The organism is Dietzia sp. 179-F 9C3 NHS (assembly GCF_045369825.1).
Taxonomy (GTDB): domain Bacteria; phylum Actinomycetota; class Actinomycetes; order Mycobacteriales; family Mycobacteriaceae; genus Dietzia.
Genome location: NZ_JBIQES010000001.1, coordinates 456,225 through 473,789 on the forward strand (window position 1 = coordinate 456,225; position 17,565 = coordinate 473,789).

Below are 17,565 nucleotides of genomic sequence, written 5' to 3' on the forward strand. Positions count from 1 at the left end.
GGTCGCGGGCGGCCTCGGGGCGCGGCCCGTCGGCGGGGATAGGCTGGTCAGCATGACGTCCGGACGGGTCGTACTGGCGGCCACCCCCATCGGTAATCCGGGCGACGCCTCGGACCGTCTGCGCGAGGTCCTGGCGACCGCGGACGTGGTGGCGGCCGAGGACACGCGCCATCTCCGCGCTCTGGCCGCGGCACTGGGTGTGACGGTGCACGGCCGCGTGATGAGCTTCTACGAACACAACGAGGCCGGCCGCGTGCCGCAGCTGCTCGACCGCGTGCGGGCCGGCGACGTGGTGGCCGTGGTCACCGACGCGGGCATGCCGGCGGTTTCCGACCCGGGCTACTCGCTCACACTGGCGTGCATCGAGGCCGGTCTACCGGTGACGTGCCTGCCGGGGCCGTCGGCGGTCACCACGGCGCTCGTGCTCTCGGGCCTGCCGGTGGACCGGTTCTGCTTCGACGGCTTCCCGCCCCGCCGCGCCGGGCGGCGCCGCACGTGGCTCGCCCGACTGGCGACCGAGGAGCGCACGTGCGTGTTCTTCGAGTCCCCGCACCGTCTGGCCGAGACGCTGGCGGAGGCCGTCGAGGTCCTGGGCCCGGACCGGCGGGCCGCGGTCTGCCGAGAGCTCACCAAGACCTACGAGGAGGTGCTGCGCGGCACGCTCGCCGAGCTGGCGGAGCGCGTCGCGGGCGGCGTGCTCGGGGAGATCGTCGTGGTGCTCGAGGGTGCGGCGGCCGTCGCCGACGAGTCGGTCGAGGACCTCGTGGCCGCCGTCGAGGACCGAGTCTGCGGGGGCGAGCGGCTCAAGGAGGCCTGCGCGGCCGTCTCCGAGGGGACCGGCGTATCCCGGCGCGAGCTCTACCAGGCCGTCCTCGACGCCCGCGACCCCGCCTAGCCGGAGGCCGCCGGTCGGCGTGCGCCGGTCGCCGGGGCCCGCCCCGGTTCCGTAGGCCGCCACACGTCCGCGGGGCGCCACTGCTCCGAGATCTGCCACGGATGATGCACATCCGCCACGGCTCGCGCCGGTGCCGACGTGCGCCAAGGGTGGCGAGGGCGGGACGCGCGGGCATCTGCTCTAGCAGGTGCCAAGGGGTCGGCCGGTCGCCTGGCGCGTGCCGGAGCCGCTGCCACGAGCGGGCGGGGCAGGAGCGCGCGGGCCCGCTCAGCTCCAGGGCGCCGGCCCGCCGCCCCAGGTGAACGCGGCCTTGTGCAGGCATTCGTCCCACTCGTCGTGGGGTCGCGAGTCGATGGTGATGCCGCCGCCCACGCCCAGCTCGACCCGGCCGTCGGGCGCGGCCTCGAGGGTCCGGATGGCCACCGCCAGCTCGAGATCTGGACCCACCGCCAGCCCGTATGCCCCGCAGTGCAGGCCGCGCGACCGCGGCTCCCAGCCGGCGATGAGCTCGCGCGCCCGCTCCTTGGGGGTGCCGGTCACCGACGCCGGTGGGAAGGTGGCGGAGACGAGCGCGTCGTGGTCCACCGCGGTGCGGGCCTCGACGGTCGAGACCAGGTGGTGCACGCCCGGGGCGGGGCGCACGGCGAGCAGGTCGGTCACCGTCACCGACCCCACCTCGGCGACGCGGCCCAGGTCGTTGCGGGCCAGGTCCACGATCATGATGTTCTCCGCCACGTCCTTGCCGGAGGCGAGCAGCTCGGCCGGGTCGCGGTGCGCGGGCAGCGTCCCCTTGATGGGGCTCGTCCGGACCCGGTCGCCGGCGCGGACGAGGTACTCCTCCGGCGAGAACGCCAGCACCGCGCCCCACGGCCCCTCGAGGTACGCCGACCGGGCGGCCGGGGCGCGGCGGGCCAGGGACAGGAACGTTGCGAGCGCGTCGGCCCGCAGCCTGCCGTCGAGCCGCGTGCTGAGGCAGGCCTGGTACACCTCGCCGGCGCGGATCGCCTCGAGGCAGTCCACCACGGCGGCGCGGTGGGCGTCCCGGTCCGGGGCGGCCCACCGGGGCGGGGGAGCGGCCTCGTCGTCGTCACCGGATCCCCCGCCGTACTCCCGCACCACCGCCGCAGGGTCCGGGGCGTCGCCCCACGCGCGCCACGCCCCGTCGCGCCCCAGGGTGAGAAGGCCGGTCGCCTCCCCGCGCACCGCGGTGGGCAGGAGCGGCGGGTCGCCGGCCACGACGTCGGGAAAGGACCGGAAGCCGACGACGACGAGGCCCGCGCCGCCGGAGAAGACCCGCGCCGGCGGGGCGGGCCGCAGGGCCACCGACGGCACGATCACCGCCGCCGAGCCCCGCCAGTCGCCGAGGAACGCCGCCGGGGGCGGCACGCCCAGGGCCCGCGCCCGCGCGTGGAGGGCGTGCAGCAGGACCGCGGCGGTCGGGGTGTCGAGGAGCACCCGTGCATCGTGTCATCCCCGCCGCTCCCGCCCGCCCCGCGACCGCTCGACCCCTGCCCCGACAATCGCCCCGACCACCGTGGACAAGGGGCGCTGCGCTTGCAACCGGGGTGACTTGCTGAGAAGATTCCAAGAATGGCAGAGCCGCAAGAGAATCAGACGTCACAACCGGTTGACGATCGGAGCGTTCCCGCGAAGGCCGCCAAGCCGACGGTCGACATGGCGGTCCTCATCCCGACCGCGGTGATCGCGGTCGCGGTCGTCGTGTGGGGCGTCGTCGCCACCGCCTCGTTCGAGAGCGCCGCGAGCACGGCGTTCAGCTTCGCTGTTGACACGCTGGGCTGGCTGTTCATCCTCGTCGCCACCACCGTCGTCGCCTATTCGCTGTACCTGGCCATTTCCCGCTTCGGCGGCGTCCGCCTGGGAGGCGACGACGAGAAGCCCGAGTACTCCACACGCTCGTGGATCGCCATGATGTTCGCGGCCGGCATGGGCATCGGGCTGATGTTCTACGGCGTCTCCGAGCCGCTCACGCACTTCCAGGACCCGCCGCCCGGCGCCGAGCAGCAGTACGACGCCGCCATGGCCACCACCGCGTTCCACTGGACCCTGCACCCGTGGTCGATCTATGCCATCGTGGGCCTGGCGCTCGGCCTGGCCGCGTACCGACATAAGCGCGGCCACCTCATCTCGCAGGCGTTCATCCCACTCATCGGCGAGCGGCGGGCCAACGGCTGGATGGGCAAGGTGCTCGACATCGCCACAATCCTCGCCACGATCTTCGGCACCGCCGCCTCCCTGGGCCTGGGCGCCCTGCAGATCCGCACCGGCCTCGACGAGACCGGGGTGATCGACGGCGGCGGCATCGCTCTGGTCGTCGGGGTGATCGTGGTCTTGGGCACGGTGTTCCTGCTCTCCGCCGCGTCCGGCGTGAGCAAGGGCATCCAACTGCTCTCCAACATCAACCTCGTGCTGGCGATCACGCTCGCGGTCTTCGTGGCCCTGTTCTCCGGCGCCCTGCTGTTCATCCTCGACCTCATCCCCACGGCCGTCGGCACCTACTTCTCCGACTTCTTCGCCATGGCCTCCCGTACCGCGGTGAGTGAGAACGGGGAGGCCGCCGAGTGGCTCTCCAGCTGGACGGTCTTCTACTGGGCGTGGTGGATCTCGTGGTCGCCCTTCGTGGGCATGTTCCTCGCGCGCATCAGCCGCGGGCGCACGGTCCGCGAGTTCATCGTGGGCGTGGTCCTGGTGCCCTCGACCCTGTCGATCCTGTGGTTCTCGATCTTCGGCGGCTTCGCGCTGTTCCTCGAGGACGACGGGCGCAGCGTCTACGGCGACGGCTCGCTCGAGCCGCAGCTGTTCAACTTGCTGCGCGAGCTGCCGATCGCGCCGGTGCTCATCGTGATCGCGATGGCGCTCATCGCCATCTTCTTCGTCACCTCCGCCGACTCGGCGTCCGTGGTGATGGGCGGCATGGCGCAGCGCGGGGCCGAGGAGCCCTCGCGCTGGGTCGTCATGCTCCTCGGTGGCTTCACCGCCGCGGTGGCGATCGTCATGCTGCTCGCGGGCGGCCTCGAGGGAGACGCGCTGTCGAGCCTGCAGAACCTCACGATCATCGCGGCCTCGCCGTTCGTGCTGGTCCTCATCGCCCTGTGCGTGTCGATCCACAAATCGCTCTCCCGCGACCCGGCGGCCGACGACGCCTAGACCCGGTGTGCGCTTTGCCTTGCCATGGCAAGGCAAAGCGCACACCCGCGACGCACTACGCTGGAACCCATGGCGAAGACAGTCCTCACCGCGGTCGCGTGGCCGTACGCGAACGGCCCCCGGCACATCGGACACGTGGCCGGCTTCGGTGTCCCGTCCGACGTGTTCGCCCGCTACCACCGCATGATCGGCAGCGACGTGCTCATGGTCTCCGGCACGGACGAGCACGGCACGCCGCTGCTCGTGCAGGCCGAGAAGGAGGGCGTGTCGGTCCAGGAGCTGGCGGACCGATACAACCGGCAGATCGTCCACGATCTCGCCGGCTTGGGCCTGACCTACGACCTGTTCACCCGCACCACCACGCGGAACCACTACGCGGTGACGCAGGAGCTGTTCCGGGGGCTCCACGAGAACGGCTACATGATCCGGCAGACCACGATGGGCGCGATCAGCCCCTCGACCGGCCGCACGCTGCCCGACCGCTACATCGAGGGCACATGCCCGATCTGCGGCGCGGGCGGCGCGCGCGGCGACCAGTGCGACAACTGTGGCAACCAGCTCGACCCGGCCGACCTCGTCGACCCGGTGTCCAAGATCAACGGCGAGACGCCCGAGTTCGTGGAGACCGAGCACTTCCTGCTGGACCTGCCCTCGCTGGCCGAGGCGCTGGGGGACTGGCTGCGTGAGCGCCGGGACTGGCGGCCCAACGTGCTCAAGTTCTCGCTCAACCTGCTCGAGGACCTGCGGCCGCGCGCGATGAGCCGTGACATCGACTGGGGCGTACCCATCCCGCTCGACGGCTGGGCGGACAACAACGCCAAGAAGCTCTACGTGTGGTTCGACGCCGTGGTGGGGTACCTGTCGGCCTCCATCGAGTGGGCGTACCGCTCCGGCGACCCGGAGGCGTGGCGGCGGTGGTGGACCGACCCCGAGGCCGTGTCCTACTACTTCATGGGTAAGGACAACATCACCTTCCACTCGCAGATCTGGCCGGCCGAGCTGCTCGGCTACGACGGGCGCGGTGCCAGGGGCGGCGAGCCGGGCCCGCTCGGGGCGCTCGGGCTGCCCACCGAGGTCGTCTCCTCGGAGTACCTCACCATGTCGGGCTCCAAGTTCTCCTCGTCCAAGGGCGTGGTGATCTACGTCAAGGATTTCCTCGCCGAGTTCGGTCCCGACCCACTGCGCTACTTCATCGCCGTGGCCGGGCCGGAGAACAACGACATGGATTTCACGTGGGACGAGTTCGTCCGCCGCATCAACAACGAGCTCGTGGGCTCGTGGGGCAACCTCGTCAACCGCACCGTGTCCATGGCGCACAAGAACTTCGGTCAGGTGCCGGAGCCGGGCGAACTCGCCGCGGAGGACCGCGAGCTGCTCGACGAGGCGAGTGCTGCGTTCGACGTGGTGGGCGAGGCCCTGGGCCACTCGCGCTTCCGCGCCGGGATCACCGAGGCCATGCGGATCGTGGGCCGCGCCAACCAGTACATCGCGGCCACCGAGCCGTGGAAGCTCGCCAAGGATCCCGGGCAGGCCGAGCGCCTGGCCACCGTGCTGTGGACGGCGCTGCAGGTGGTCTCCGACGCCAACACGCTGCTCACCCCGTACCTGCCGGCCTCCGCACAGCAGGTTCACGAGACCCTCGGACGCTCCGGCGTGTGGGCGGCGATGCCGCGGGTCGAGGAGGTCGTCGACGACATGCCGGTGCAGCCCGTCGGCGCGGGCGTGCCCGCCGAGGGCCGGGGCTACCCGGTGATCACCGGCGACTACCGCGACCAGCAGGCCCACTGGGGCCGCACAGACGTGGTGCCGGGCACGCCGCTGTCCAAGCCCACCCCGATCTTCGCCAAGCTGGATCCCGAGCTCGCCGATACCGGCCCCGCGTGGGCGCCGATCCAGGCGCCGGCCGAGTCGTGACGCGCCGTGGGTAAGCGCAAGCCCCGGCCCGTCCCCGTCCTGCCCGAGCCTCTGCCCGGGCTCGTGGACGCGCACACGCACCTCTACTCCTGCGGACACCGGACCGCGGACGAGGTGCGCGCCGCCGCCGACCGCGCCGCGACCGCGGGTGTGGCCGCGGTCGTCACGGTGGGCGACGACCTGGCCGAGTCCGAGGCCGTGGTGGCCGCCGCGGAGGCCGACGAGCGCGTGTACGCCGCCGTCGCCGTCCACCCCACCCGCGCCCGCGAAGTGACCGACCCCGAGCGCGGCCCCGCCGTGCGTGCGCGCCTGGCCGAGCTCGCCGCGCACCCCCGCGTCGTGGCCGTGGGGGAGACCGGCCTGGACCACTACTGGGTGGGCACGATGGAGGGCTGCGCCGACCCGGACGAGCAGGAGGAGTCGCTGCGCTGGCACGCCGGGCTGGCCGGGGATCTGGGCAAGTGCCTCATGATCCACAACCGGGACGCCGACGACGACCTCCTGCGGGTCCTCGGCGAGGTGACCGGCCCGGGGTCGGGCATCCCGGACGTCATGCTGCACTGCTTCTCCTCGCCGCTGGACGTGGCGCGGGAGGCCCTGGACCGCGGCTACGTGCTGTCCTTTACCGGCAACGTGACCTTCAAGGCCAACGCACACCTGCGCGAGGCCGCCCGGCTCGCGCCCGCGGGTCAGCTGCTCGTGGAGACCGACGCGCCGTACATGGCGCCCGAGCCGTTCCGAGGCGCCCGCAACGAGGTGGGCCTGGTCGGCTACACCGCGCGCGCGGTCGCCGAGGTGCGCGGGCAGACGCCCGAGGAGTTCGTCGCCGAACTGGGCGAGACGGCCGGGCGGGTCTTCGGGATCACCGTCTGACGCTCCCCGCCCGACGGGAGTGGCGCGTGTGGCTCGTGCGACTCCCGGGACAAGTGTAACGAAATGTGATCTAAGGTCCTCGTCATCGCCGCTGGTCACCGGGCTCACATTGCCCCGGGCGGGCCGGGTCGTTACCCTGTTGTGATGTAACGCGGACGGTCGTTCCTGGCTGTGTTCCCGCCGGACCGCCCGCAGAGCGCAAGGAGAGATCTGACCAGTGGTTGACGACGCACGGCCCGACACGCCCGCCGAGAAGACGGGCGCGCTCGCCCCGATCCACCGCCTCAACCGGTCGCGGTCCAGCCTCCTGCGCGCCTCCGTGGCCGGCATGCTCGCCACGCTCGTCGTGGGTGGCGCGAGCGCGCTGGACCAGCGCGTGGCGTTCACGCTCGAGGTGGACGGCGCGCCGATCGAACTCGTCACCTTCAAGTCCGACGTCCGCGAGGCCCTCGCCGAGGCCGGCTACGAGGTCGACGAGCGCGACGTCGTCACCGGCCCGGGCGACGAGCTCACCGATGGCGCCACGGTGACCCTGCTCCGCGCCCGGCCCGTCACCTTCGAGGTCGACGGCCGCTCCGAGCAGGTGTGGACCACCGCCACCACCGTGGCAGACCTCGTGGCCGAGCGCGGCGACGTCCCCGTCCGCAGCTACGTGACCCCGCGCATCGACTCCGAGGTCCCGCTCGACGGCACCACCGTCTCGGTGGTGACCCCGCGCGAGCTCCTGCTCTCCGACAACGGTGCCCCCGCCGCCCCGGTCGCCGCCCCCGGCTCCACGGTGGGCGAGTACCTCGAGCGCGCTGGCATCACCCTCGGCCCGCTCGACACCGTCGAGCCCGCCGCCGACGCTCCCGCCGAACCCGGCACCGAGGTCACCGTCACCCGCGTCGCCACCGCCGAGGAGACCGTCCGCGAGTCGTTCGACGCGCCCGAGACCACGCAGGACGACCCTGAGGCGGACGAGGGCACCCGCACGGTCGTGGAGCCCGGCACCCCCGGCGAGCGCGAGGTGACCTACTCCGTCACCCGCGTCAACGGCGTGGAGACCGAGCGCATCCGCGGCGAGGAGAAGGTCCTCACCGAGGCCCGCCCCGCCGTGGTCCGCGTGGGCACCAAGCCCGAGCCCGAAGCGCCGGCCGTGAGCCGCGGCGGCGTGTGGGACTCCATCGCGCAGTGCGAGTCGAACGGCAACTGGAGCATCAACACCGGCAACGGCTTCTCCGGCGGCCTGCAGTTCCACCCGCAGACCTGGGCCGCCCACGGCGGCACCCAGTACGCGCCCAGCGCCCACCTGGCCACGCGCGAGCAGCAGATCGCGATCGCCGAGAAGGTCCAGGCCTCGCAGGGCTGGGGCGCCTGGCCCGCCTGCACCGCGAAGCTGGGGCTGCGCTGAGCATCGTCGATCCGGCCGACCAGCCCGAGGGCGGCCGGGCCTACGAGCACTTCCGCGGCCTCGCCGACCCGCTCGGCCCGCACGAGGTCCGCGCCCTTGCTGAGGAACTGGGAATCCGGCCCACCAAGACGCTCGGCCAGAACTTCGTCCACGACGCCAACACGGTCCGCCGCATCGTCGCGGCCTCGGGCGTGGGCCCCGACGACGTGGTGATCGAGGTGGGCCCGGGCCTGGGCTCGCTCACCCTGCCACTGCTCGACGCCGCCGGCCGCGTCCTGGCCGTGGAGATCGACCCGCCGCTCGCCGAGCGCCTGCCCCGCACCGTCGCCGACCGCGCACCGCAGCTGGTCGACCGGCTCACCGTGGTGGGCGCCGACGCGCTCACCGTGACCGCCGCCGACCTCGGCACGCCGCCGCCGACCGCGCTCGTGGCCAACCTGCCCTACAACGTCTCGGTGCCGGTCCTGTTGCACCTGCTCGCCGAGGTGCCGACGATCCGCACCGCGCTCGTGATGGTGCAGCTCGAGGTGGCCGACCGCCTGGCCGCCGCCCCCGGCTCACGCGTGTACGGCGTGCCCAGCGTCAAGGCGGGCTTCTACGGCACCGTCCGCCGCACCGGCGTGGTGGGGCGGAACGTCTTCTGGCCCGTGCCCAACGTCGAGTCGGGCCTCGTGCGCATCGACGTTCACCCCGAGGCCCCGTGGGACCTGGGCGCCGAACACCGGCGGCGCGTGTTCGCCGTGGTCGACGCGGCGTTCGCCCAGCGGCGCAAGACCCTGCGCGCGGCACTGTCCGGCTGGGCCGGCTCGGGAGCGCGGGCCGAGGAGGCGCTCGTTGCCGCGGACGTGGACCCTCGGTCGCGCGGCGAGCAGCTCACCACGGGCGACTTCGTGCGGATCGCCGACGCGGCGGGGCGGCTCGGGATCGGCCCGGGCGCGCCGTCGCCGTAGGCTGGCAGGCGTGTCTGTCAGCCCCGTGACGGCGGTCGCCCCCGCCAAGATCAACCTCCACCTCGGCGTGGGCGACGCGCGCGCGGACGGCTTCCACGAACTCGTCACCGTGTACCGCTCCCTGGACCTGTGGGAGGAGGTCACGATCGGCTTCGCGCTGGAGGGTGACGACGACGAGGTGGCCGTCTCCGGCCCGGGGGCGTCCGAGGTGCCCACCGACCGGAGCAACCTCGCGGCGCGGGCCGTGGACCTCCTGCGCGCCGAGGCGGGCGTGGACCGGCCGGTGGCGATCCACATCGTCAAGGGCATCCCCGTGGCCGGCGGGATGGCGGGTGGCAGCGCGGATGCCGCGGCCGCGCTCGTCGCGACCGACCGGCTCCTGGGCCTGGGGCTCTCGCGCGCCGACCTCGAGGAGCGCGCCGCCCGGCTGGGCAGCGACATCCCCTTCTGCGTACGCGGCGGCACGGCCCTGGGCACCGGCCGCGGCGAGGAACTGGCCACGCTGCTGCACGCGCGCGCCGAACAGTATGTCGTGGTGGCCACCGCGCAGGGCGGGCTCTCCACGCCGACCGTGTACGCCGAGCTCGACCGCCTGCGCGAGGCGCGGGCCGCGGAGGGTGGCGACCGCGCGCTGCCGCGCATGGGCCCGGTCGAGCCACTGGTCGAGGCGCTCGCGGGCGACGACCCGGGCGCCGTCGCCGCGCTGCTCGGCAACGACCTGCAGGCCGCCGCGCTCTCGCTGCGGCCCGAGCTGCGCCGCACCCTCCGCGCGGGGGAGGAGGCCGGAGCGCTGCACGCCATGGTCTCCGGCTCCGGCCCCACGTGCCTCTTCTTCTGTAGTGACCGCGACGCGGCGATCGCCGTGGCCGCCGAGATCAGCGAGCGGGGTGTGGCGCGCGAGGTGCGCGTGGCCCGCGGCCCCGTCGGCGGCGCCCGCCTGCTCGAACCCCGACCCGAGGAGCGATAGACCCCCGTGGCCCCCACCAATCTCGTCAACCTCGAGCAGTGCTCGGTCTCGTTCGGCATCCGACAGGTGCTGGACGACGTCTCGTTGGGTGTCAACGTCGGCGACCGCATCGGCGTGGTGGGCCTCAACGGCGGCGGCAAGACCACCCTGCTCGAGGTGCTCACCGGGATCGCCGAGCCCGACACCGGGCGCGTCTCGCGGATGAACGACCTGCGCATGGCCGTGGTCACCCAGCGCACCGAGCTCGACGAATCCGCCGCCGTCGGCGAGGCCGTGGTGGGCGGCCTCGGCGTGGAGGTCCACGAGTGGGCGGGCGACGCCCGCATCCGCAGCGTGCTCGACGGCATCGGGATCCACGATCTCGGCCTGGACACGCCCGTCGCCGACCTGTCGGGCGGCGAGCGGCGCCGGGTCTCCCTCGCGGCCGCGCTCGTTCGGGACCTCGACCTGCTCGTGCTGGACGAGCCGACCAACCACCTGGACGTGGAGGGGGTCCAGTGGCTGGCGGACCACCTCGTCCGGCGGCAGAGCGCCCTCGTCGTGGTGACCCACGACCGGTGGTTCCTCGACACCGTGGCCACCCGCACCTGGGAGGTGGTCGACGGCCGCGTCGAGCAGTACGAAGGCGGCTACAACGACTGGGTGTTCGCGCGCGCCGAGCGCGACCGGCAGGCCGCCGCCACCGAGTCGCGGCGCCAGAACCTCATGCGCAAGGAGCTCGCGTGGCTGCGCCGCGGTGCCCCGGCCCGGACGTCCAAGCCGCGGTACCGGATCGAGGCCGCCGAGGCGTTGATCAAGAACGTGCCCCCGCCGCGCGACACCATACAGTTGTCGAGCTTCGCGGCCCGACGCCTGGGCAAGGTCGTGGTGGAGCTCGAGGACGCACAGCTCGACGCCCCCGACGGCCGCACGTTGGTCCGGGACCTGACCTGGCGGCTCGCGCCGGGGGAGCGGATCGGTCTCGTGGGGGTCAACGGCTCCGGCAAGACCACTCTGCTGCGGGCACTGGCCGGGGACGCGCCGCTGGCCGCCGGCAAGCGGATCGAGGGCAAGACCGTACGCATCGGCTGGCTGCGCCAGGAGCTCGACGACCTGCCGCTGGACCAGCGCGTCCTCGAGGCGGTGGAGGACGTGGCCGCGCGGGTGAGCTTCGGATCCGACGAGCTCACCGCCTCGCAGCTCGCCGAGCGCCTGGGCTTCAGCCCGGCCCGCCAGCGCACACCCGTCGGCGACCTCTCCGGCGGCGAGCGGCGCCGGTTGCAGCTCACGCGTGTGCTCATGGCCGAGCCCAACGTGCTGCTGCTCGACGAGCCGACCAACGACCTGGACATCGACACCCTGCGCCAGCTCGAGGACCTGCTCGACGGCTGGCCCGGCACCATGGTGGTGATCTCGCACGACCGCTACCTCATCGAGCGGATCTGCGACTCCGTGTGGGCGCTCTTCGGCGACGGCGGGCTGACCAACCTGCCGCGCGGGATCGACGAGTACCTCGAGCGCCGCCGCGCCGCCGGGGTTGCCGGTGATCCCGGCAAGGTGCTGCGCCCGGCCGCGGCCACCGCCGCGCCCGCCGGCCCCACCTTGAGCTCCGGCGAGGAGCGGGCGCTGCGCAAGGAGATGTCCAAGCTCGAGCGGCAGCTGGAGAAGCTCGCCCAGCGCGAGGCCCGGCTGCACGACGACCTGGCCGCGGCCGCCGGCGACGCCCTGGACACCGAGAAGCTGGCAGCCCTGGACCGCGAGCTCAAGGACGTGACCGCAGAGAAGGACCAGCTCGAAGAGCGCTGGATGGAGCTCGGCGAGCAGATCGAGGGCTGAGCCGCAGCGGTGCCCGGGCGGGTGGATCGTCCGTACGTCGTGCGGGCGGCGTCCGTACGTCGTGCGGTCAGCGTCCGTACGTCGTGGGGGCAGCGGCTTCAACAGCGATGATCGCCACCAACAGCGTGCATGACCGCTGTTGGTGGCGATCACCACTGTTGCCCGGCGGGCGGGGTGGGCCAGGCGGGCGGGGTGGGCCAGGCGGGCGCGGCAGGGTGCAGGCGCGCCGGGGCTCAGACGCGCGTGGCGGTGACCCGGTCGATGGCGTCGACGAGCGCGGCGGGGTCGGTGAGGTCGTCGATCACCACGTGGGCGCCGGCGGCGGCGAGCGTGGCGGCGTCGACGTGATCGGAGGCGACCCCGATCGCGCGGGCCCCGGTGTCGAGGGCGCCGCGGACGTCGTGGACGGTGTCGCCCACCACCACGGTGTGGGAGGGGACCGCGACGAGGCCGGCGTCGCGGGCGGCGGCGATCGCGTCGCGGACCAGATGGGCGCGGTCGAGGTGGTCGTCGCCGAACGCGCCGAGGGCCGGGTCGGGCAGCGCGCCGAACCCGCAGAGCCGCAACTTGAGCAGCGCGGTGCGGCGCATGTTGCCGGTGACGATTCCCTGCCGGACGCCGGACTCCTCGAGCGCCGCGACCGCGGCGTGGGCACCCGGCAGGGGCCCGCCTCCGGCGTCGATCAGGTCACGGGCGTGGGTCTCGCATCGGTCGGCGACGGCGTCGAGGAGCGTGGCGATCATCTCGTCGTCGGGCCCGGTGACCCCGTTGGCGATGAGCAGTTCGGTGAGGATGGCGCGGTCGGTGCGCCCGGCGAAGGACACGCCCATCGCGGGCGCGCGGCCGAGGAGGCCGGCCAGCGCCGGGGCGATCATGCGGTGTCCGAAGCCGGCGGGGTCGAGCAGCGTGAGGTCGAGGTCCCAGAGCGCGAGGACGTCGGGACGGGGGCGGTCGGTCACCCCCGGCAGGCTACCTGCGCCCGCGGTAGCGGCGTGCTCCCTGGTCGTGGCGGGTAACATTTGCCCACATGGGCAGCAAAAAGGACGACAAGTCGGGCAAGAAGAGCTCCACGGGCAAGGGGAAGAAGACCAACAAGAAGCTTCTTCCGAGCGGCCTCGAGAAGCTGCCCAAGAAGGAGTACGAGGCCGAGCTCGAGCGCCTGCAGGCCGAGCTCGTGGAGATGCAGGCCTGGCTCAAGGAGACCGGCAACCGGCTCGTGGTGGTGTTCGAGGGCCGCGACGCCGCCGGCAAGGGTTCCGCGATCAAGCGCATCACCCAGTACCTCAACCCGCGTCACGCCCGCGTCGTGGCGTTGCCCGCGCCCACCGAGGTGCACAAGACGCAGTGGTACTTCCAGCGCTACATCGAACACCTGCCGTCGGCCGGCGAGATCGTGATCTTCGACCGCTCCTGGTACAACCGGGCCGGCGTCGAGCGCGTGATGGGCTTCTGCACCACCGACGAGTACCGCCGCTTCCTGCACCAGGCCCCGATCTTCGAGCGCCTCCTCGTGGAGGACGGGATCATGCTCCGCAAGTACTGGTTCTCCGTCTCCGACGAGGAGCAGGAGCGCCGCTTCAAGGACCGCCACAACGACCCCATGCGCCGGTGGAAGCTCTCGCCCATGGACCTCGAGTCCATCAACCGCTGGGAGTCCTACAGCCGGGCCAAGGACGAGATGTTCGTCCACACCGACATTCCCGAGGCGCCCTGGTACACCGTGGAGTCCGAGGACAAGAAGCGCTCGCGGATCAACGTGATCTCGCACCTGCTCTCGACCGTGCCGTGGGAGAAGCTCGACCCGCCGAAGATCGACATCCCGGACCGGCCCAAGTCGGTCAACTACGAGCGGCCGCCGCGCGAGGAGTTCCGCTACGTGCCGGATGTGGCGTCCAAGCTCCTCGAGGACTGAGCCCGGCCCGCGGAGGCCCCCGGACGGTAGGAGTTCCTACTATCCCGGGGGTCTTCCCGCGTGAGTCCTGCCACACTGGACGGCATGAGCGAATTCGTCACCACCCGGCGCGAAGGCCGGATGCAGCAGATCGTCCTGGACCGCCCCAAGGCCCTCAACTCCCTGGACCTGCCGATGTGCCGCGCCCTGCACGCGGCCCTCGACGCGGCCGCGGCCGACGACTCGGTGGAGGCCGTGGTCACCACCAGCACCTCGGAAAAGGCGTTCTGCGCGGGCGGGGACATCCGCGCGCTGCGCGACGCGGCCGCCTCCGGGGACCACGAGAAGAACCACGAGTTCTTCTCCGAGGAGTACGCGATGGACCTCGCGTACCACACGCACCGCGCGCCGACCGTGGCCGTGATCCACGGCGTCGCGATGGGCGGCGGCCTGGGCATCTCGATCAACGGCTCGCACCGCGTGGTCACCAAGAAGGTCATGATGGCCATGCCGGAGACCGCGATCGGGTTCGTCCCCGACGTGGGCGCGAGTCACTTCCTACCGCGACTGTGCGGCGGCGGAACCCGCGGCCTGGCCGTGGGCATCTACCTCGGTGTGACGGGCGTGCGGATGGGCTCCGCGGACGCCCTCTACACCGGTCTGGCCACGCACCTCATCGACGACGAGGCCCGCGGCGAGTTCGTCACCGCGATCGGCCGGGAGGGCCTCGAGGCGGCCCTCGAGCAGCACGGCCTTCCCCACGAGGAGGCCGGCGAGTCGGCGGTCGAGGCGCAGATCGAGCGGATCGAGGAGATCTTCTCCAAGCCCACCGCGCAGGACATGATCGCGGCCCTCGAGGCCGGAGAGCAGGACGAGTGGGCCACCGCCACGCTCGGCATGATCCGCGCGCACTGCCCGACCTCGATCGTCGCCACCATCGAGCTGCTCCGCGCGGGCGCCGAGGCCGAGGATCTGCGCGAGTGCCTCGACAACGAGCTGGCGCTGGGCGCCTGGATCACCGCCCGTCCCGATTTCGTCGAGGGCGTGCGGGCCGTGGTGATCGACAAGGACCGTAACCCCACCTGGGATCCGGCCGACCTCGACGCCGTCGAGGTGGACGCGATCCGGGCGGCGCTCTCCGGCAGCTGAGTCGCGGGTCGGTCGCCTTCTGGACGCCCAACCTGTAAGGTGTGTTTTACATCACAGGCCGGGTTCGTCCGGTGGGCGACCGCCCCTCGGGAGACGCGGCATCCCTCCCCCCTCGAGGAGCGATCCCTTGAAGTCCCTCCGTATCGCCGTCACCGTGGCGGCAGGCGCCTCCCTGACCATCGGCACCCTCGCCGTCATCCCCGTGGCGACCGCCGCCGAGCCGACCACCACCAGGTCGTCGTTCACCACGTTCTGCCGAGCCGTGCCGTCCGCGTACTCCGGCGCACAGGAGCAGTCCGGTGTGGCCGACGTGGCCATCACCGCGCCCGAGTCCGTGCAGCCGAACCAGCCGTTCACCGCGACAGTCGACCCGGGAACGGTGGCGATCCCCAACAGCACCAGCGGCGCCTCGCTGCAGCGGGCCGCCCGGTTCAAGATCGACATGGAGGTTCCCTCGGGTGCCGAGTTTCTCGGTGCCACGATCGTCGATCCCGGCACGTTCACCAGCGGTGTCGCCCCCTCGGTCATTCGGGTCGATGAAGCGGGCAACCCCTCGGCGACCGGCACCATCCTTCGTCTGTCCGGCGGCAACCAGACCATCGGCAACGGCCCCAGCTCGTCGACGTCGAGGTCCGGCGGTATGACGACGCTCCCGCAGGGCGGATCCGAGACCGTCGTCCGGTTCCCGACGTTCGCGCTCAACCTGCGCGCCGGGGAGTCCGGCTCGGTCGAGGCGCGGCTGCGGACCGCCGGCGCCGCCTCACAGTTCGGCAGTGCCGAGTCGTTCCTCACCTTCCTGCCGATGGTGCGCCACGGGCTGGCCGGTAACATCAACGCGCCCACGTACTGTCAGCCCCGCGACAGCGCCTCCGGCCCGCTCAACAGCGGCGGAGGCGTCCTCCGCGCGGTCCCCATCACCGGAGAGCCGTGGGCCGGTGAGACCTACGAAGTGACCACCGCACTGGAGGCCACCGCCGAGACCGGCACCGGCGACGTGGCCCACCTGGTGGCCCGCGTCGCCCCCACCGACATCCCCGGCACGGTGCAGTTCCTCGTTGACGGCGTTCCCGTGGGCAGCCCCCGCGGCGTGGTCGACGGCGTCGCACGCCTCGACGTCACCTTCGGCTCGCCGGGCGAGAAGACGGTGACCGCGCAGTTCACCGCCGACCCGGACTTCGTCGGCGTGGTGCTGGCGCCGCCCGGCGGCCCCGCGACCGTCACCGTCACGGGTGAACCGACCGGGCCCGACACCCCCACCGACCCGCCGGCCGACACGGGCAGCCTCGGCTCGCTCACCGGCTCACTCGGCGGGGACGCCGCGGCGCCCGCCATGGCCCCCGCCCGGGCGGGCGACACCGACCTCGTCCACGTCCCCTGACCAGCCACCCCCACCTGGAGTCAGTCACCATGATCACCCGCATCCTCTCCGCCGCGGCGGCACCCGTCCTGGCGGTCGGCCTGCTGGCCGTCGGCGGCCCCGCCGCCTCCGCAGCCCCGTCAGAGACCATCACCGAGTTCACCCACGCCTGCGCGCCGGATGTCGGGGCCTTCGGCCCGAGAGACCGAACCCTCGATGACCGCATGGTCGTCACAGCGCCGAAGGCCGTCGGTACCGGCGAGGAGTTCACCCTCACCATGGCGCCCGGAGTGATGACCGCCGCACGCAACACCGAGAACCGCATCAAGTACGACCTGGCCGTCCCCGACGGCGCGGAGTTGCTCTCCTACCGGCTCGTGCCCGATACCGGAAGCGGCTTCGACACCGACGCCTCGGCCAGCCCGCCCTCGGTGATCCGGATCGGAGCCGACGGGCACCCCTCTGACACCGGACAGTACCTGCGAATCTCCGGCGACAACCAGACCATCCGCAACGGCCCGAACTCCGACGACTCCGAGTACACCCGCGGCCTGCGGGTCACCGGCGGCGGCGACTTCCAGCTCCCCGCCGTGGAGATGACCCTGCGCGCCCCGGAGCAGCCGGGCACCGTCACCACCGGCATCCGCACCGGCGCCGCCACCCCGGCTAAGAAGGTCGACGAGACCAGCTACTCCTCGCTCGTGAGCTATGGGTTCGGCAACAACCCCGCCTGGTACTGCGTCGCCCAGGGCGCTGGCCGCGGCGCGTTGAGCACGACGACCGTCATCGAGCAGGCCGACACCACGACCACCGTCACACTCGCCGCCACCGCGCAGACCGGCGACGCGGTGGAGGTGACCGCCACGGTCACCCCGGCGCCGTCCGGCGGCGAGGTCGAGTTCCGCTCGGGTGACCGCGTACTCGGCCGAGCCACGGTCGGGCAGGACGGCCGCGCCGCCGTCACCGCGCGGTTCGGTGAGGCCGGTACCCACACCGTCACCGCCACCTACCTGGGTACGGCGGGCTTCGCCGCCTCGGACTCGCCGGAGGCGACGATCACCGTCACCGTGCCGGTGGTGGACGTGCCCGGCGCCCCGATCCCGGGGGATGACGACGACACCGCTCCCGCCGGATCGCTCGGCAGCCTCACCGGCAGCCTGGGCAGCCTCTCCGGCACCTGAGCCCCGACCGCCGCG

The 17,565-nt window shown here is 72.8% G+C and carries 14 protein-coding genes; 12 read left to right on the forward strand and 2 right to left on the reverse strand.

All coding sequences use genetic code 11. The features are described from left to right. The first annotated feature begins 52 nt into the window (after positions 1–52). Positions 53–895: a 16S rRNA (cytidine(1402)-2'-O)-methyltransferase gene (gene rsmI / locus ACH0BZ_RS02260; RefSeq protein ID WP_406896293.1), complete on the forward strand. Its 843-nt coding sequence runs from the start codon at positions 53–55 to the stop codon at positions 893–895. Between the two features lie 267 nt (positions 896–1,162). Here rsmI and ACH0BZ_RS02265 read toward each other — a convergent pair whose 3' ends face one another. Beyond that, positions 1,163–2,350 (reverse strand): aminodeoxychorismate synthase component I, encoded by a 1,188-nt coding sequence (locus tag ACH0BZ_RS02265; RefSeq protein WP_406896294.1) that lies wholly within the window; start codon positions 2,348–2,350, stop codon positions 1,163–1,165. Between the two features lie 219 nt (positions 2,351–2,569). Between ACH0BZ_RS02265 and ACH0BZ_RS02270 the strand changes: the two genes are divergently transcribed. The 7 genes from ACH0BZ_RS02270 to ACH0BZ_RS02300 all read left to right on the forward strand — a co-directional run bounded on the left by ACH0BZ_RS02270 (position 2,570) and on the right by ACH0BZ_RS02300 (position 11,972). Continuing rightward, positions 2,570–4,060 (forward strand): BCCT family transporter, encoded by a 1,491-nt coding sequence (locus tag ACH0BZ_RS02270; protein WP_406896295.1) that lies wholly within the window; start codon positions 2,570–2,572, stop codon positions 4,058–4,060. A 69-nt stretch (positions 4,061–4,129) separates the two neighbouring features. After that, positions 4,130–5,974: a methionine--tRNA ligase gene (gene metG, locus ACH0BZ_RS02275; protein ID WP_406896297.1), complete on the forward strand. Its 1,845-nt coding sequence runs from the start codon at positions 4,130–4,132 to the stop codon at positions 5,972–5,974. A gap of 6 nt (positions 5,975–5,980) precedes the next feature. Continuing rightward, positions 5,981–6,847 (forward strand): TatD family hydrolase, encoded by an 867-nt coding sequence (locus tag ACH0BZ_RS02280; protein WP_406896298.1) that lies wholly within the window; start codon positions 5,981–5,983, stop codon positions 6,845–6,847. A gap of 217 nt (positions 6,848–7,064) precedes the next feature. Further along, positions 7,065–8,240, forward strand: coding sequence for a transglycosylase family protein (locus ACH0BZ_RS02285; protein WP_406896299.1), 1,176 nt, complete (start codon positions 7,065–7,067; stop codon positions 8,238–8,240). Positions 8,241–8,242: 2 nt separating this feature from the next. Beyond that, positions 8,243–9,190: a 16S rRNA (adenine(1518)-N(6)/adenine(1519)-N(6))-dimethyltransferase RsmA gene (gene rsmA / locus ACH0BZ_RS02290; protein WP_406896341.1), complete on the forward strand. Its 948-nt coding sequence runs from the start codon at positions 8,243–8,245 to the stop codon at positions 9,188–9,190. Between the two features lies 1 nt (position 9,191). Then, positions 9,192–10,157, forward strand: coding sequence for a 4-(cytidine 5'-diphospho)-2-C-methyl-D-erythritol kinase (locus ACH0BZ_RS02295; RefSeq protein WP_406896342.1), 966 nt, complete (start codon positions 9,192–9,194; stop codon positions 10,155–10,157). A 6-nt stretch (positions 10,158–10,163) separates the two neighbouring features. Further along, entirely contained in the window at positions 10,164–11,972 is a 1,809-nt protein-coding gene (locus ACH0BZ_RS02300; protein ID WP_406896300.1) for an ABC-F family ATP-binding cassette domain-containing protein, read from the forward strand. A gap of 233 nt (positions 11,973–12,205) precedes the next feature. Here ACH0BZ_RS02300 and ACH0BZ_RS02305 read toward each other — a convergent pair whose 3' ends face one another. Next, entirely contained in the window at positions 12,206–12,931 is a 726-nt protein-coding gene (locus tag ACH0BZ_RS02305; protein WP_406896301.1) for an HAD family hydrolase, read from the reverse strand. 68 nt (positions 12,932–12,999) lie between these two features. Here ACH0BZ_RS02305 and ppk2 point away from each other — a divergent pair, with 68 nt between their 5' ends. The 4 genes from ppk2 to ACH0BZ_RS02325 all read left to right on the forward strand — a co-directional run bounded on the left by ppk2 (position 13,000) and on the right by ACH0BZ_RS02325 (position 17,550). Continuing rightward, positions 13,000–13,884, forward strand: a complete 885-nt coding sequence (gene ppk2, locus ACH0BZ_RS02310) for a polyphosphate kinase 2 (protein ID WP_406896302.1) — start codon at positions 13,000–13,002, stop codon at positions 13,882–13,884. A gap of 84 nt (positions 13,885–13,968) precedes the next feature. Further along, positions 13,969–15,012 carry an enoyl-CoA hydratase/isomerase family protein gene (locus ACH0BZ_RS02315; protein ID WP_406896303.1) on the forward strand — a complete coding sequence of 348 codons (1,044 nt, stop codon included), beginning with the start codon at positions 13,969–13,971 and terminating at the stop codon, positions 15,010–15,012. 127 nt (positions 15,013–15,139) lie between these two features. Continuing rightward, complete coding sequence (locus tag ACH0BZ_RS02320) at positions 15,140–16,390, forward strand: Ig-like domain-containing protein (RefSeq protein ID WP_406896304.1); 1,251 nt, start codon at positions 15,140–15,142, stop codon at positions 16,388–16,390. 29 nt (positions 16,391–16,419) lie between these two features. Continuing rightward, positions 16,420–17,550, forward strand: coding sequence for an Ig-like domain-containing protein (locus ACH0BZ_RS02325; RefSeq protein ID WP_406896305.1), 1,131 nt, complete (start codon positions 16,420–16,422; stop codon positions 17,548–17,550). Positions 17,551–17,565: the final 15 nt, after the last annotated feature.

What these genes read in the sequence shown, in the direction of transcription:
- ppk2 (WP_406896302.1), top strand. Translation starts at nt 13,000, where the DNA reads ATGGGCAGCAAAAAGGACGACAAGTCGGGCAAGAAGAGCTCCACGGGC.
- ACH0BZ_RS02315 (WP_406896303.1), top strand. Translation starts at nt 13,969, where the DNA reads ATGAGCGAATTCGTCACCACCCGGCGCGAAGGCCGGATGCAGCAGATC.
- ACH0BZ_RS02325 (WP_406896305.1), top strand. Translation starts at nt 16,420, where the DNA reads ATGATCACCCGCATCCTCTCCGCCGCGGCGGCACCCGTCCTGGCGGTC.
- ACH0BZ_RS02270 (WP_406896295.1), top strand. Translation starts at nt 2,570, where the DNA reads ATGGCGGTCCTCATCCCGACCGCGGTGATCGCGGTCGCGGTCGTCGTG.
- metG (WP_406896297.1), top strand. Translation starts at nt 4,130, where the DNA reads ATGGCGAAGACAGTCCTCACCGCGGTCGCGTGGCCGTACGCGAACGGC.
- rsmI (WP_406896293.1), top strand. Translation starts at nt 53, where the DNA reads ATGACGTCCGGACGGGTCGTACTGGCGGCCACCCCCATCGGTAATCCG.